Source organism: Paraburkholderia phenoliruptrix, from assembly GCF_902859825.1.
GTDB classification, from domain to species: domain Bacteria; phylum Pseudomonadota; class Gammaproteobacteria; order Burkholderiales; family Burkholderiaceae; genus Paraburkholderia; species Paraburkholderia phenoliruptrix.
In genome coordinates, this window is record NZ_CADIKB010000006.1 from 142,480 (window position 1) to 158,285 (window position 15,806).

The 15,806-nt window shown below is 69.0% G+C and carries 12 protein-coding genes; 3 read left to right on the forward strand and 9 right to left on the reverse strand.

Annotated elements, in window-relative coordinates:
• The first annotated feature begins 21 nt into the window (after positions 1–21).
• A complete protein-coding gene (locus HV711_RS09560) occupies positions 22–1,653 on the forward strand; it encodes a DNA-binding protein (protein WP_035482390.1) in 1,632 nt (543 codons plus the stop codon).
• A gap of 29 nt (positions 1,654–1,682) precedes the next feature.
• Here HV711_RS09560 and HV711_RS09565 read toward each other — a convergent pair whose 3' ends face one another.
• The 3 genes from HV711_RS09565 to HV711_RS09575 form a co-directional block, all read right to left on the reverse strand.
• Entirely contained in the window at positions 1,683–1,982 is a 300-nt protein-coding gene (locus tag HV711_RS09565) for a hypothetical protein (RefSeq protein ID WP_028359949.1), read from the reverse strand.
• Positions 1,983–2,104: 122 nt separating this feature from the next.
• Positions 2,105–2,881, reverse strand: coding sequence for an endonuclease/exonuclease/phosphatase family protein (locus HV711_RS09570; RefSeq protein WP_035482388.1), 777 nt, complete (start codon positions 2,879–2,881; stop codon positions 2,105–2,107).
• Positions 2,878–5,091 carry a VTT domain-containing protein gene (locus tag HV711_RS09575; RefSeq protein WP_035482386.1) on the reverse strand — a complete coding sequence of 738 codons (2,214 nt, stop codon included), beginning with the start codon at positions 5,089–5,091 and terminating at the stop codon, positions 2,878–2,880. The genes HV711_RS09570 and HV711_RS09575 overlap by 4 nt, the downstream gene beginning before the upstream one ends.
• 316 nt (positions 5,092–5,407) lie before the next feature.
• On the opposite strand from HV711_RS09575, the gene HV711_RS09580 reads away from it, so the two are divergent.
• Positions 5,408–5,641: a DUF2795 domain-containing protein gene (locus HV711_RS09580; protein ID WP_013592514.1), complete on the forward strand. Its 234-nt coding sequence runs from the start codon at positions 5,408–5,410 to the stop codon at positions 5,639–5,641.
• A gap of 111 nt (positions 5,642–5,752) precedes the next feature.
• Here HV711_RS09580 and HV711_RS09585 read toward each other — a convergent pair whose 3' ends face one another.
• From HV711_RS09585 to HV711_RS09595, 3 genes are all read right to left on the reverse strand, one after another.
• The gene (locus HV711_RS09585; RefSeq protein ID WP_035482381.1) at positions 5,753–6,430 is read right to left on the reverse strand and encodes a hypothetical protein; all 678 of its coding nucleotides are present in this window, start codon (positions 6,428–6,430) and stop codon (positions 5,753–5,755) included.
• Positions 6,427–7,833, reverse strand: coding sequence for a selenium-binding protein SBP56-related protein (locus HV711_RS09590; protein WP_035482378.1), 1,407 nt, complete (start codon positions 7,831–7,833; stop codon positions 6,427–6,429). The genes HV711_RS09585 and HV711_RS09590 overlap by 4 nt, the downstream gene beginning before the upstream one ends.
• A 229-nt stretch (positions 7,834–8,062) precedes the next feature.
• On the reverse strand, positions 8,063–9,064 hold the full coding sequence (locus HV711_RS09595) for a sulfonate ABC transporter substrate-binding protein (protein ID WP_035482375.1): 1,002 nt from the start codon (positions 9,062–9,064) through the stop codon (positions 8,063–8,065).
• A 351-nt stretch (positions 9,065–9,415) separates the two neighbouring features.
• Between HV711_RS09595 and HV711_RS09600 the strand changes: the two genes are divergently transcribed.
• Positions 9,416–9,910, forward strand: coding sequence for a lytic transglycosylase domain-containing protein (locus HV711_RS09600; RefSeq protein ID WP_175145074.1), 495 nt, complete (start codon positions 9,416–9,418; stop codon positions 9,908–9,910).
• On the opposite strand, the gene HV711_RS09605 is transcribed toward HV711_RS09600, so the two are convergent.
• The 3 genes from HV711_RS09605 to HV711_RS09615 form a co-directional block, all read right to left on the reverse strand.
• Positions 9,890–10,852: an alpha/beta hydrolase gene (locus HV711_RS09605; RefSeq protein ID WP_035482406.1), complete on the reverse strand. Its 963-nt coding sequence runs from the start codon at positions 10,850–10,852 to the stop codon at positions 9,890–9,892. The two genes, HV711_RS09600 and HV711_RS09605, sit on opposite strands and share 21 nt — an antisense overlap.
• Before the next feature lie 225 nt (positions 10,853–11,077).
• A complete protein-coding gene (locus HV711_RS09610) occupies positions 11,078–12,151 on the reverse strand; it encodes a hypothetical protein (RefSeq protein WP_175145067.1) in 1,074 nt (357 codons plus the stop codon).
• 121 nt (positions 12,152–12,272) lie between these two features.
• The gene (locus tag HV711_RS09615; RefSeq protein ID WP_175145068.1) at positions 12,273–15,719 is read right to left on the reverse strand and encodes an autotransporter; all 3,447 of its coding nucleotides are present in this window, start codon (positions 15,717–15,719) and stop codon (positions 12,273–12,275) included.
• Positions 15,720–15,806 lie beyond the last annotated feature (87 nt).

Consider the following 15,806-nt stretch of genomic DNA (forward strand, 5'->3'; position numbering starts at 1 on the left):
ACTTTGAATCACGAGGCGTTCATGTCCATGGAAACAGACACCGTCACCGACGAACGGGTGGCTCAAATAGCGGACCGCATGACCGGCGAAGGCAAGAAGGTTTCCGCGCTGGCGATCTGGGCAGAAGTCCGCAGCGGTTCGATTGTCGCCGTGTCCGCGGCCGTGGAGCGCTGGCGGCAGGCGCGGCAGCCCGCGTCGGGGCAAGCGCTGGCGCCGGTCATGACGAGCTTGCCGGACGACGTCGCGCAAACCATGCTGAGCGCCGCCGGCACGCTGTGGGCGAGCGCGCGCGAGGAAGCCGAGCGCGTCGTCAACCAGCGGCTTGCGCTGGCAGGAGGCCACGCGGAAGCGGTCGCCGCCGAGCGCGACGAGGCGCTTGCCGAATATCAGAACACGCTCGCCGAAGCCGAGCTGGCCCGCGAGCGTGTCGCGACCCTCACCAACGCGCTCAGTATTTCGGAAGACGCCGTGAATCGCCTCGCGACCGAACTATCGGGCCTGCGTGAGCGCGCCAAGGCCGCCGAAGACCGCGTCGCCGAGCTCGAAAGCCGCGAGGCCGAGATCGAGAGTCGGGCCGCGGCCGCTGAGGCGCGTGTCGTGCAAACCGAGGAACGCGAAGCCGCCGCCGAGGCGCGCATTGCACAGGCCGAGCAACGGGCATCGGCCGCCGAAGCCCGTCTGCAAGCGGCTGAAACGTCCCTCGTCGAAGAACGTCAGGCACGCGAGGCCTTGAGCACCGCGGCCATGGCCCGCGACGAAGAGATCGCCCGCCTCACCGAGGAACGCGACGCCGCGCACCAAAAGGCCGCCACCCTCGGCGAAGCCGGCGAAGCGCACGCCCGCGAAGTACAACGCTGGGCGGAGGAATCGAGCGCGGCGTCGTCGCGTGCAGAAGACGCCGCGCTGCAGGCGAGCGAAAGCCTCGCACAGCTCGCCGCCTTGCAGACACAGCTCGACCACGCACACGCGGAGCTCTCGGCGCAGCGTGAGGCGCATGCCGCTCGCGGCGACGAAGCCGCGGCGCAGCGCGCCGAAGTGGAGCGCGCGCAGCAGGAGCTTGCCGCCGCGCGCGAACAGCTTGCAGCCATGAGCGAAGCCAACACGGTGGCGACCGCCGAGACGGCCCGGCTCGCGCAGGACGCGTCGGCTGCGGCAAGCCGTGCGGAGGCGGCCGAACAACGCGCCGCGGCGCTCGAGCAGCGGCTCGCCGAACTGGAAGCGGCCCACGCGCAGGCTCAGCAGCAGAGCGCGTCGACGGACGCGCCGTCGCCGGATCACGAGTCGAAGGAAGCGCTGATGGCCGAGGAAATCGACTCGCTGCGCCGCCAGCTGGCGAGCCAGGCCAAGGCGCACGAGAAGGCCTACGGCGAGCTGCGCACGCTGGCCGAGCAGTGGATCGCGCATGCGAAGGAACTCAAGCGGCGGCTCGGCGCGACCAATCAGAAAGTGACCTTCCTCGACGCCCGCAGCGCGGCCGAGGTCGCGCTGCTGCGCAGGCTCTCGTCGGAACTGGAGCGGCTCAAGCCCGACCACGATCTCGTTTCGCGCGACGCGCAGCAGAAGCTCATCAGCGCAACGCTCGCGGAACGCCTCGAGCAGAAGGGCTACCGCTACGATCCGGCAACCGCGGTGATGTCGAAAATCGAGGCTTGAGCGCGTGAGGGGCGGACGCCCCCGCGCGGCTACAACGGCTTGGGCGGCGAGCCCGCGTCGTCGACGCTATGACTGCCCGCGCCCGGCGGCGAGATCGTGTCGCGCAATTGCGTCTCTTTGGGATCCTTCGGCACGACCTTGTCGGCGTCGGCTTCGTCGATGGCGTTGAGCTGATTGCCGCCCGGCGTGCGCGGCGTGCCGGGCGCAGGCGAAGGAATCGGCTGCGGCTGAGCCGGCCCGGGCCCCGACAGACCTTCTTTCGAGGGCGTGGACGGCGAGGGCGGTGCAGCAGGTTCGTTGGTGGAAGCAGGGTCTTGCTGCGCGGTCATGAGTCATCTCCTGGCTGAGGTCGATTGCAAACGGCATCGGCGTGCAATGTCTATTGCAAGCGCAGCACGCGCCGTTCCATCGAGCCTGACGAGCCGCAAGGCCCGGTTTTCGGATGCGGCCTTCACCGCCACACGCGCGCCACCAGCGGCAGATGATCCGACGCAATGCGCGCCGGGCCGCTTCTGTCCACCTGAATATCCACGAGCCGCGCGGCCGGATGCACCCACACGCGGTCCAGCGCGAACGCCGGAAAGCGCGACGGAAACGTGCGCGGCGCAGCCACCCGGCCAAAGCGCGTGAGCAGCGCCCGCAGCGGCCATCCCCAGACGAACCACTCGTTCAGATCGCCGAGCAGGATCACCGGCAGATCCGGCGTATCGAACGCTTCGAGCAGCAGCCGCACCTGGGCGCGGCGTTCGCGCGCCGACAGTCCGAGGTGCGTCGCGACGATCCGCATGAGCCCGTTGCCGGTGTCGATATCCACGTCGAGCGCGCCGCGCGCCTCGCGGCTGCCGAACGACAGGTCCAATGTGCGCACCGCGCGCACCGGCAGATTGGTCAGCACCGCGTTGCCGAAGCGCCGGTCCGGGCCGTCGAGCGTCGGGCCGGGCACCGCGTGCATGCCGGTCAGATCCTGCAGTTCGCGCAGCACGTCGATGCTCGCGGCGCCGCCGAGCGGCACCTCCTGGAGCGCGACGACATCCGCATTCAATGCCGTGATGACCTCTGCAATGCGTGCCGCCGAGCGCCGCCCGTCCGTGCCGACCGCGCCGTGAATGTTGTAGGTGACGATGCGCAACGGCTCGCCCGTATGGCTCGCGTGCGCCGGGTACGTGTGCACGCGCGGCGCGGGTTGCGCTTCTTCGAGGGTCGGGGTTTCGTTAGCGCGCCCGCTCATTGCCGCCTCATCAGCATGCGCCGCAACACGAGCGACATGGAGACGAGCGCCACGCCGATCGCGGCCACCAGCAGCAACGAAAGCGGCGTCGGATGTCTGACCGCGCTCACCAGCTGGCGCGCGAACGAGGTCGCGAGCACGACGCCCGGCGCCATGCCGATGGCCGTGCCCGCCATGAAGTCCCAGAAGCGGATATGCGAGGCGCCCGCCGCCAGATTGACGATCGAAAACGGCGCGACCGGCACGAGCCGCAACAGAATCACCGCGACGAGCCCTTTGCTGCGCAGCCGTTCGCTCAACTGGTTCAGACGCGCGCCGGCCAGTTCGCGCACGGCGTCGCGGCCGAGCCAGGCGCCCGCGGCCCAGCCCGCCGCCGCCGCGATCAGCGTGCCGGCAAGCGCGTAGGCCGCGCCGGCTATGGCGCCGAACACGAGGCCCGTCACCGCGATCAGCAGGGTCACCGGCACCGAGAGCAGGGCGGCGAGCGCGTACATCGCGACCACGGCGAGGGGGCCGAAATGCGTGGCGGCGAGCCGTTGCGTCTCCGTGGTCAGCTTCGCGAAGCTCAGTTCGTGCCCGAACGGCGTGAAGCGCCACGCCACGCTCAGCGCGACGACGCCGAGCGCGAGCGCGCCGAGCACCAGCAATTTGGCGACGACCGGCCGATGCGTCGGCTCCGGCAGGAACTGCGCGAGCAGTTCGTTGGCGGCAATCGGCGCTTCGGGATCGAGCACATGAACCCGGTCGGCAATGTCGCGCAGTTCGGGCGGCACCTCCGGCGTCAGCGGTTCGAGCGTGCGTGCCGCCTCGCCTTTGGCGGTCTTGATGCTGGCGATTGCCGCGTTGAGCCGGCCATGTTGCGCGAGCGCGTCTTCGACCGCCGCTTCGCTCGAATCGAGATGTTCCGCGAGCAGGCGGTTGCGGATGCGGGCAATCGCCGCCTCCCGCTGCGGATCGCCGCGCGCGTCGATCGTCATGCAGCATTCCGAGTCGAGCACCATCGAACGATTGTTGAGGTTCGCGCTGCCGATCACGAGCAGGCGCTCGTCGACGATCATGATCTTGCTGTGCACGTTGATGAAGCGGCCCTTCGGCGCATCGAGGGCCGGCGCGTACATTGCGTAACGGCCGTTGCCGTCCGCCGCTTTCAGCAGCTTGTGCAGACGGGCGCGCAGCACGCCCATCGTCGCCTCCTGCAGCCAGCCGCTCTGCCGGTACGGGCAGACCACGGCGAGGTCGGGGCCGTCCTGTTCCGCGATGCGCTTTTGCAGTGCCGAGCCCACCGAATTCGCGGTGAAGTACTGGTTCTCGATGTAGATGTTGCGGCGCGCGGCGGCCACGGCGGCCAGATGCAGCGCCTTCACCTGCTGGATGGCCGGCCGGCCGTCGTAGGCGGGCCCGGTGAGCGAAATGCCGAGATCCACGTCGCTGAAATCCGGCTCGATATCGGACGGCCACAAGTCCGTGCGCGGCGGCGGCTTGCCGTTGAACGGCCGGCCGGCCTTGCCGCTGCGCCGCGAGCGGCGCCAGCGCTCGCGAGCCAGGTGCGCGAGGGCGGCGGCGGCCGGGCCGTCGAACATCAGCTGCGCGTCGTGCATCGGCTGATAGCTGGTTTTGCCGAGATTTTTGCGCAGCGGATCGTCGGGCCGATGCTCGGGCGTGTCCCAGCGCGACCCCGTGAGGTCGATACCGCCGGTGAACGCGAGACTGTCGTCGATCACGACGATTTTCTGGTGATGCGAGGCCCCGAGCGGATGCCGCCCGTCGAGCCGGAACCACAGCCGCCGGTGCGCGTGCCATGCCGGCTTGTACGAAGGCAGCCATTCGCGCTCGAACGCGTACAGCATGGCGAAATCCCAGCCGAGCAGATAGATGCGCAACTGCGGATTGTCGTCCAGCACCGCGCACAGGAATTCGGAGAGTTTCGGCGGATAGCCGTCGTCGACGCCGCCGGGAACGAGTTCGATGCGGCTGTCGATGTCCCAGCCCAGGATGAAGATGGAATGCCGCGCGCGCGGAATCATCTTGCGCAGTACTGCGTAATACGCGGCGGCGTCGATCAGCACGCTGGCCCGGTGCGCTTTCAGGATCCATTCGCAGGTGGAGCGGGTGTCCAGCACCTCGCCGTTGGGGACGGCGGGCGGCGCGTCGGCGGTGTCGCGCGACGGCGGATCGAGTAATTCGGATTGCATCGGCACAGGGTCATTCATGGCGATTCGTTCGGCGGTCAGTGGCAATGGGCATGCAAGTGGCATTCCAAGGCGCGCGCGCCGAGCGTAGCCGCCTGCGAACCGCCCCGGTTCTCGCATCGGAAAACGGGGAGCCATGTGTATTTGCTCTACAGCCGTTGAAATTTTTCGCAGACGTATGGCCTCTATCGTCAGAGGTTTTGGTTCCACGAAGTGACCGAGCGGCGCTTCAGCACGCAGGCGGCGGGCGGCAGTGACCTCAAGGCATGAGACGAACGCGGCACACGTTATGCGAAACGCCACGCATGCAGCTTTTCCAACCGGCAAGGAGACGAATATGGCTCAGCATCCCGCCCGCTCGCAGAACCACCGGCATCCCGACGAACCGCGTCTGGAGGACATCGCACGCGCACTCGAAGGCGCCCAGTTCCCGACCACGCGCGACAAGCTGGTCGAATTCGCGCAACGCCGCGGCGCGGACGGCGAAGTGCTCGCGGTGCTCAAACGCATGGGCGACCGCAATTTCGACAGTGTGTCGGCGGTGGTTCGCGAGGCGTCGAACGTGGAATAGCGCGGGCGTCGCTGCGGCGACGATGCGCCACGCGTGCAAACATACTTTTCCTACCCGACATCGAGCCTTCCCGGACGCGGTTCGCGCTACGCCGCGGGGCGTCCGCTTCCCTCATGAGAGCGGCACATCGCCGGCGTTGAGCAGTAGCGCGACCGTGCCGACGAGAATGAAACTCAGCGCCCACACGGCGTCCAGGTTGAACCAGCTGCGCGACACGAACCGCAGGCCCAGATACCGGTAGACGAGCCACGCGATGAGTCCGCCTCCGAGCACCATCGCGACGGCATGCACGCCGGAGACGACGAGCGCCATGCCGAGCCGCGACTGCATCAACGTCTGCGCGGCCTCGTGCGCACGGTCCAGGTCGCCTGCGCGGCACAGGCCGAGGTAGATCGGCACGAGCATCAGACCCGCGCCGTGGGCGAGCGCGATCGCGAACGACCACAGCGCGAGCCGCGACGGCGCAATGCGTGCGAGCACGCGCGGATGGCGCCGCGCGACCAGCAGTACGACGCCGAAGCCGATCACGAGCACGCTCGCGCCCGTCTGAAGCGCGTGTTGCCAGGCGAGCAGCGCGCCGAGCATCGCGAACGGCAGCATCATCAGGACGATGGCCAGCACATGCCCGGCGGCGAGCCAGAATAGCGCGCTGAAAAGGGCGGACGTCTTCCTTTGCATCAGCGCGTTAGAGACGGCGAGCGGCCATCCCATCGCCGGATTGACGCCGTGATAACAACCGCTCGCGGCCACCGCGAGCCACAGGCCCGCCTGCGCCCAGCCTGTGCTCAAACGCCCACCGACGGGTAGCAGAACGAGTCCGTCGAGCAGTCGCCGCCTTCCAGACGGATCTGGTGCGCGCGGTAGCCCTCGGGAAACTTCACCCAGAAATCGTCCGCGAGCGCGAGACCGCCTGCCGGATCCGCATGCGCCATGACCTGGGCGGCGGGCACGCCGTTCGGGTAAAACTGGTTGTCCCACGTCGAGTAAAGCGAGTTGGTCCAGTACACGCGCTTGCCGTCGCGGCTGATCTCGACCATCTGCGGGCCGCCCGCGAAGGTTTCGCCGTTCGGATGCGGCGTGCGCCGCACGATGCCGCCAAGATGCACCGAGCCCGTGAGCGTCGGCTTGCGCGGTTCCGTCACGTCGTATTGGCGCATTTCGCCGGTGCCCCAGCAGGCGACGTAGAGGAAGCGGTCGTCGATGGACAGATCGATGTCCGTGACGAGCGGCGGCACTGCGCCGAAGCCTTGCAGAAGCGGCGGCAGCGCGGCAGGGTCCGCGGGCTCGGGCGGAATGGTCGCCGTTTTCTCGATATGGAACTGACCGCCTTCGCGCCACCACGTCCAGATCGAGCCTTCGAGGTTGGTCGTGTCGACCACCACGCCGATAAAGCCATACTCGCGGCTCGGGTCGTGCGCGGGCCGCACTTCCAGCGCCATCTGATGATTCGCGCCGAGATCGATGGTCTGCACGTTGCGGCGGGCGCGCAGATCCCAGAAGTGCACGGCGTGCCCGTAGCGGTTCGCGAGCAGATCCTCGGGCACGATGCCGTTCTCGAACTGCGGCGGCAGTGCCCATTCGCTCGACACCATGTAGTCGCGCGGCAGGTTCCACCAGAAGTCGTAGTGCTTTTGCTGCAGACCGCGGTCGATTTCCCAGCGGCCGAGCACCTCGAACGTTTCGCAGTCCATGATGAAGATGCCGGGCGGCCCGTCTGTGCCGTCCGGCCCCGCGCCGCCGAGCGTGCTCACGTAGATGCCCTCCGGCCCGCAATGCACGGTATGCGGACGCGAATAGCCGGTTTTGCGGAAGATTTCCTCGGGCTCGATGATCTTGTGAATCTTCGCCTGGGTTGGATGCGGCTTCGTATCGACAATGTAGATGCGCGACGAGCGCATGCCCGGAATGATCAGATAGCGCCGCTCGAGAAAGGCGTGCCCGGTGAGCGGCGAGAGCGCCGACGAGCAGGCGTTCCAGCCGAAATGATGGAACTCGTCGCCCTTGTTCGGCACCGGCACGGTGTGGACCACCTGGCTATAGGTCGGCGAGCCGGGTTTGACGTCGATGACGGCCAGCGCGTCCGGTTGCGCGAAGTCTGGGCTCAGCAGCAGCGTGTAGGCGAATTCTTCTGCGGGCGCGTCCATCGCAAGCCGGGGCGACGCGTGGAAGGTCGGATCGGGGCGCATACCCATGACGGTGTCTCCTTCTGTCTGGCTCGTGGCGCGGGCGGGGCGGCTTCGCGCGTTGAACAACGCATTGCACGCATTGAATGCGCTCGGCGCGCCCCGGCTTTAGATGTAGTCCACGGTTCCCGGGAGAGCAACCCTGACTTTTGCCGGGTTATCCGTTGAACCGGGTGGCACGCGGTTGTGGTGGGGTCGCGGCGCGGTTGCGGTGCGGTTACCCCTTGCCGTCTGCTGCTCAGGCGAGGTTCGGCGGTCCGGCTCTCAGCACGTCGACGTGTTTCGGGATCAGACCCAGGTCGAGGAACGCATCCGCGATCTGCTGCTGCTCGCCGAGAATGGCGCGCGTGATGCGCTCGGTGCCGAACTGCTGGCGCGCCACGACGGCGTCCACCACCGGCTTGGGCAGGCCCCACAGTTGCGCGAGCTCGCTCGCCAGCTGGTCCTTGTTGCGGCTGCCCCATTGGTCGATTTTTTCGATTTCCTCGATCACGATGCGGATCACGTCGGGATTCTTCGCCAGATAGCTCTGCGACGAGAAGTAGTACCCGCGATTGCCCACCACGCCGCTCGCATCCGCCAGCACGCGCGCGCCGAGCGATTTTTGCGCGGCGGCAAAGAACGGGTCCCAGATCACCCATGCGTCGATGGAGGCACGCTCGAAGGCCGCGCGCGCGTCGGCGGGCGCGAGGAAGGCCACGTTCACGTCCGCGTATTGCAGGCCGTGCTGCCGCAGCAGCTTGACGAGAAAGTAGTGGACGTTGCTGCCCCGGTTGAGCGCGATCTTCCTGCCTTTCAGGTCCGCGATTGAGCGGATCGGCGAGCCCGGCGGCACGAGCACGGCTTCGGATTGCGGACGCGGAACCGTCGCTGCCACATAGGCAAGCGGCGCGCCGGCGGCCTGCGCGAAGATGGGCGGCGCTTCGCCGACATCGCCGAAATCGATCGAACCGACATTGAGCGCCTCCAATTGCACTGGACCGGCGGCGAACTCCGTCCAACTGACCGACACATTGAGCGGCGCGAGGCGCTTCTCGAGCGTGCCGCGCCCTTTCAGCAGGTTCAGATAGCCCTTCTGATTGCCGATGCGCAGCGATCGTGGCGCGCCTTGCGAGGGCGCTTGCGCAAATGCGAGCGGCGAAACGAGCGGCGACACGGCGACGGATGCGGCGGCCGCAGCGGCGCCCACTGAGCGTTTGATGAATGAGCGGCGGGGGTTCGGTGTTCTTGTCGTGGACATGGCGGGCCAAAGGTTGAAGATGCGTAGTCCAAGCCATCGTACCTGCGGGTGCGCGCTGAACGAACCGATGTTTCGCCGTAAGCAAATCGCGGTGGGTGGAATAGACACAGGAGGGCCGCGCAAGTCACGCGCAAGTGCCGGGCAAGCCACGCGCAAGCAGCCGGGCAAGACCCGCGCGCTTCGCACGGCAGGGCTCCGGTTCGCGCGCATCGTGCCTCGCGTAGGGCACGGCGTGCATGATAGGAGCCCCGATTCGCAACGCGCGTTCTTATGGCAAAGCCGTTTCTTTCCACCCTCCGCCCGGGTCGCCGGGGCGACCGGCGAGGCGTCGATCCGCGCGCGACGGCGCGCATGCATCCGTCGAGCGTGGCGATCGCCGTGGCTTTCGCGGCGAGCGCCCCGGCCCTCGCGCAGGCGAACTGTTTCGACGATGCCGCGGCCTATCAGCACGTCAATCCGCTCATTCTGCGCGCGATCGCCTGGCAGGAATCGCGCAACCAGCCGGGCGCGACGCATCTCAACGCGAACGGCTCGACCGATTACGGTGTCATGCAGATCAACTCGATTCATCTCGGCGCGCTGTCGCGCTACGGCATTACGCGCGATGAACTGATGGCGCCGTGCAAGAACATCTACATCGCCGCGTGGCAGTTGCGTCGGCAGATCGTGAAGTACGGCAACACCTGGGCGGCGGTGGGTGCCTACCATTCGGCGACGCCCGTGTTGCGCGACCGCTACGCGCGGCAGATCGCAGCGATCCTGCGCGCCTGGAACGTCCTGCCCGACGAGCGGAATACCGCGACGGGCATCGAGCGGGTGTCCGGTTCAAGGGATGCGCAACGCTGAACGCAGCATGCGGGCGGCGTCGCGGTGCGCGAGCGCGGCTTCGGGAATCATGCCGCCCATCGAGAAGAAGCCGTGAATCATGCCCGGATAGAAGACGACGCTGGCCTCGTTGCCGAAGCTGCGCAGCTTGTCGACATAGCGGGCGTGCTCGTCCTGCAGTGGATCGTATTGTGCCGAGACAATCCACGCGGGCGCGAGCCGGCTCCAGTCGCGCGGCGCGTCGCGCTCGCCGTCGAGCGGCGCGAAGCGCCAGTCGCGGCGGTCGTCCGCGGTGGCGAGGTAATGCCGCTGGATCCAGCGGATGATGTCGAGCGACAGAAAATAGCCGTCGCCATAGCGGCGATGCGCTTCGGTGTCCATGGCCGCCGACAGCGCCGGATAGACGAGCAGTTGCAGCGCGAGGGCGATCCCGCTGTCGCGCGCGTTCACCGCACAGACGGCGGCGAGCGTCGCGCCCGAGCTTTCGCCGCCCACGGCGAGGCGGCTGCCGTCGATGGCCAGCGACGCCGCGTTGCGATGCAGCCAGTGGAGGGCGTCGAGTGCGTCGTCGACCGCATGCGGGAAGCGATATTCCGGGGCGAGCCGATAGCCCACCGAAACGACCGCGCAACCGGCTTCATCGGCGAGCGTGCGGCATAGCGCGTCGGCGGTCGCGACGCTGCCGACCACATAGCCGCCCGAGTGAAAGAAGAGCAGCGCGGGTTGCGGGTCCGCCCAGCACGGCGGCGCGGGATAGTAGAGGCGCGCGTGCAAGTGGGCGTGGTCGCGCGTGTCGATCGTCAGGTCTTCGACGGCCGGGAGCGCACGCGGCGGCACATCGCCAAGCGGCGTGTAGTAGTCGAAGCGCTGCCGCGCGTGGTGCAGATCGATCGCATCGAGTGTCTGGGCGCCCGCGCCGGCGCGTCGCGCGAGAAACTGCTGCACGCTAGGGGCAAGCGACATGGCGTCCTCCGATGGCATTGACTTCCGCTCCAGCGTAAAAATCGGTCCATGCAGGAAGCTTGCAGCGGCGAAGCGAGTGGCGGTGCTGCGAAGAGCAGGCGTTGGGTGCAAGCGTTGGGCGCCGGCGTTGGATAGCCGCAGGCAACGGATCCCTGCACCCCCGGCCCCGGAGAGCACTCGACGAACGCCCGCGTTCGCGGCCAACAGCATGCTCATCGCGAAGCGTTATTGTCCGTTTGCATCGGCTGCGGGCGGCAACGCGCGCGGGCGGCGCGGGCCCGCGCCGTTGTCCTCGCTGACGACCTGCCATCCCGCCGGCGGCAAAGCCGGCCGGGGCGGCCGGGGCGGGCGCACAACGGGCTGCGCCCAATTCGCAGGCTGCTGCGCCCATCCCGCGCCCGCCTGGGGTTGCGCAGGCGCGGCGGGATAACCGCCGGCTTGCGCGGCGAACGCCTGCCCCCATCCCGATTGCGGTGATGGCGCATGCGGCGCTTGCCACGAATAAGGCTGCGCGTCCGAAGCCGGCGAGCCGTGCGGCGCCGCACTGGCTTGCCAACCGGGCGGCCCGGAGTAGGCCGGCCCATGAAACGGCGGCCGGCCGGGCATGCCGGAATAGGGCGCCTGCGGTCCGCCTCGCCACGGCTGGGCAAACGGGCCGGGCTGCTGCCCATACTGCGCCCAACGGGAGGCGAACTGGCCCGCGCCGCGGCTGCCGCGAAACAGCAACATGCCCACGAGGCCCATTTCGGCAATCGAACTGAGGCCAAACAGCGCGCTCATCGCACCGAACGACATACCGCCGCCCATCATGCCGAGCGATAGCACCGACGGTAACGCCATCAGGCCGGCCACCAGCGCCCAACGCTTCCCGGCGCCGTTGCCTTGCTGCTGGACGAAGCCTTGGGCGGGGCCTTGATAGTTCGGCGTGCCCGGCGGATGGGGTGGATGAGGTGGATGAGGTGGACGTGGCGGATAAGCCGCGTGCGGCTGGCCGGCCGCGGCGTAAGCCTGTGGTCCCGAGGCGCCCGCACGGGGCCCCCTGGCGGCGCCGGGTGTGCCCTGCCCAACACCGCCGCCGCCCACGCCCCATCGCACGCGCTGCGCGCCGCCCGCAGCCGGACCGCTTGCGGCGCCCGGCAGGCCGTCGATCGTCGGGTTCGAGCCCGGCTGCGTCTGACCGCCGCCCCAGCGCTCTGCACCCGGCTGCGGGTTGGCGTCGTCCGGGCCCGGCGCGCCATATTGTCCATAGCCGATGCGAGGATCGCGAAACGGCGAACTACCGCCAACCGGCGTCGACATGATTCCTCCTGTGCCGTGGAACGGCTCAATCTGCCTGTTTCCGCCGATTGTCGTCCGCCTGCGACCAAGCCGCGCCCGACGACGCGAACGCCCCGCCACCCGCACGAAGCGGCAACCGAACTCACCGGTCCAATGCTTCCAGCACACTGAACGGCACGCCCTCGGTGACGATCTCGCGATCGCCGACGGCGCCCGTGCGCGTCGTCAGTTGCAGCACCACGTTCGGTCCAAAGCTGCGCGCGCTCGCATTGCGCTCCTTCACCTTCAGCTCGACGGCCATCCACGAAGCGGGGTCGTCGAGAATGCTCGCGTTGGCCGCCGCGATGCGCGCCTGAAGCCGTGGCTCGCCGCCCGCCTGTGCCAGTGCCGCCTCGTTGGCGTCGAGCCGCAAGGCGGCGTGCCGGCGCAACCGGTAGCGTTGCACGTAGGTCAGATTGGGCCGCTGGTTCCGCCGCACGTTGGCGAGGTGTTCGTCGATGCGCTCAGCCGCCTGCGCCTCGGCCGACGGTTCGTGGCGCGCCTCCGCCGCACCGGGCGCGCCCTCCGCATAAAGCGCCGTGCCCAGCGCCGCGTTGCGCTCGCGACGCGCGCGAGCCTCGGCGGCAAACAGCGCGACCAGTTCGCCGCGCGCGGCGTCCACGGCGCGTGTGTAGGTGCGGGCGTCCTGATACTCGATGTCGAGAATCGAGCCTCGGTGATTGAGCCGGCCGTCCTCGCGCACCAGCAGCAGCTTCGCCAGGCGGTTGCGCTCGCGCAGCGCCATTGTCGCGGCCGGGGCGTCGATCGAAAAAAGGCCCACGGTGCGCCGGCCTTCGGCCTCGAGCGGATGAGAAAAGCCCGGCGCGATGCCGCCGCGCAACTGCCAATGGCTGCCCATGCCGACGCGGTGTTCCTCAACCTGCACGCGGCCGCTGCGCTCGCGCGCCTGCGCGCTCTGGCGCGAGCGCTGCCAGCCGCCGCCCGCCGAGGGCCCGGTCCGCACCGACAGCGGATGAGTGCGCTTGCCGCTTGCCGGATCGACCACTGTTTCGCCGCCGAAGCTCGCGACCTTCAGCGTCGCGTTGGCGTCGAGCGTGACGCCGCGTCGCCGGTTGAGCGTGTAGCCGTCGGTCCAGCTGACCGACACGTCGGGGTCGTCCCAGTAACGCGATGCGAGGCGGTTCCAGACACCCGCGGGCCCGTCGCCGTGCGCTTCGCCCGACTCGTCGAACAGATGCTCGACGATGCCGGCCAGCTTCGCGCGCAGCGTCGCGTCGTCGTAGCCGCTGCCGTCGGGCAACGGCCGGCGCGCCACGCGCAGCGTCACGCCGCGCGGCTCGCTGAGCTCCTGGGCATGCAGTGTGGCGTTCGCGACGAGCCCCGCGCGCAGCGCCGTCAATGCCGTCGTCATGTCGTAGCCGACGAGCAGCCCCGCGCCGACGTGATGCATGCTCGATTTCGCCGTGCCGATGAAAAGCGTCGCGCCGTGCGTCGAGCGGCTGATGTCGACCACGGCCTCGCGGGTGCGCGACGCGCGCAGGTCGAGGCGCGGCGACACAGGCATGCCGTGTCCGCGCAACACGGTCTCCATGGTGATGTTCAGGCCGCGCGTGCTGACGCCTTGCCTGCCGCCATCCGTGAGCCGCAGTCGCTGCCCGGATTGCAGGTTCGCCGCCACGTCGAGCAGCGTTTCGCGCACATCGTCGACTGTGTTGGCGGCGCGCGCATCCGGCTCGTGCCGCAGGGCCGCGCGCAGCTCGTTTACCGTGTGCCAGAACGGCGAGCCGTGAGGCACGCCCGCGACCTTGCCCCATACGGCGAGCCGCTCGACGGTGAACGGCCGCTTCGCAAGCGTGCGGAACGGTTTGCTCCGGGCGAGCTGCTGCGGCGTCATGGCGAGCCAGCTGGCGGTGGCCTCGCGCGCGCTCGCCCGTACCCGGCGCGGCACCTTGACGTGCACCGCCGATCCCGCAGCGTCGGCCCCGGCAGGCAGCGGCTGCGTCGCTTCCCTGCACAGCACGTGAGCGCGCTGCGCGATGGCCCGCAGGACGTCGTCGTCGAGACGGCCCGGTGGAAAGCCGCCGCGTTCGAGCCAGACACCGAGCGCCGCGAGTTCCGCAAGCGAGGCCTCCGGCCGCGCATGAGCGAGCGCCGCGCGCGGACTCATCGCCGGGCTTTGCATGAGGTGCGGCAAGGCCGCTTGCAGGTGCTTTCGCACCTTTGCCTGTTCCGCGGCGATCGTCTTGCGCGGCACGCCTTGCGTGCCGAGGCGCAGCGCCGACAGCGGCGAGCCGTGCCGGCCGCGGAACATGCGCGGCAGCAAGGTTTTCCAGCGCTTTTCGCCGACGCGCGGAATCGTGTTTGCGGCGAAGCGGGCGAGGCGTTGCCTTGTTTGCGACAGCTCGCTGTGTCGCCCGTCTTCTCCGAACGCCTGGCGCCACGCGAACAGCACGCCGTGTTGATCGGGCGTCAACGCGTCGCGTCCGTGCGCGAGCAAGGCCGATGCGGCGTCGAATGCGCGCGCGGCAAGCGGCGCGACGCTCGCGGCCTGGGAGGCCCGCGCGGGTGGGGCCGGGCTCTCCCCAAGCCGGTTGGCGCGCGCTGCGAGCGCGCCCGGTGCGGGATCGTCGGCATGAACCAGCTCGTCCGTGCCGAGCGGCTCGAGTGCGTTGGCGCTCGTCAGCAGCGCTTCGATGCTGAAGCGGTGCAGATCGTCGTCGTAGGGATTGAGCGTCGCTGTGCGCAATGCCGCGAGAATCGTGCGGCCCTCGCCGGAGCGTGCGAGCACACGCGCCGCGCGCCATGCGTCGCGCTCGGCGCTGCTCTGCGAACGGCGCAGATGTGCGGCGGCGAAGTCGAGCATGCCGATCCGCTCGATCATCACATGGGCCGATCCGCAATCGGCCGCGCCCGCCTGCGCGAGCGCGTCGGCAAGCAGCGCGCCGCGCAGCGTTGCCTGTAAGTCGTCGGAATCGGCGGGGGCGTTGTGAAGCGGCGCAGCAGCGCCGGTGTCTCCCGCGGTCGCACACAGTCGATGCAGACGGCCGGCGAGCGTCGCGGCGTCGTCTGCGTGCGCGGGGCCGGCGCTGAATCGCTGTTGCACGTAGGCGGTGAGATCGGCGCGCGTCGTGAGGGTGTCCATGGGCAAGCACTGCGACGACGCGGTTGCTCCCGCTTCGGCTGTTGCGCGCGTGCCCGAAGGCGATTGCACCGCGTCGGGCACGAACTCGCGCGCGCGGCCGGCATAGGCGGCGCGCGCGGCCAGCAGTCCCGTATCCGCGAGCGGATTCGTGTCACGCAGTGCGTGTCGTGCGGTGTCGGCCGGCGGGAAGCGGCGATCGCCCGGCGCGTGATGCTCGGGTCCGGACGCGCTGCCATGCGTGCTGTGCTGGAACAGCGCGGTGCTCAGTTCGACGCGGCGCGCGCCGATCATCCGGGCCGGCCGCGCGAGCGAACCGCGAATCCAGCCAGGCAGGTGCCGCTGCGCCGGCTTCACGGAGGCGGTAGCTTCCTGCGCTTGCGCTGCGGCAGGCGCGTTTTCAATCAGACTGTCGGCAGACGATACATCGAGCGGGCGATAGCGGAACATGTCGACGCGGCAGAAGGAGACCGCGTTGCACTATGTCCTCGCAATGTGACAGCCCAGTTTGTGCCGCGCCGCGCAATGCGAAGCGCG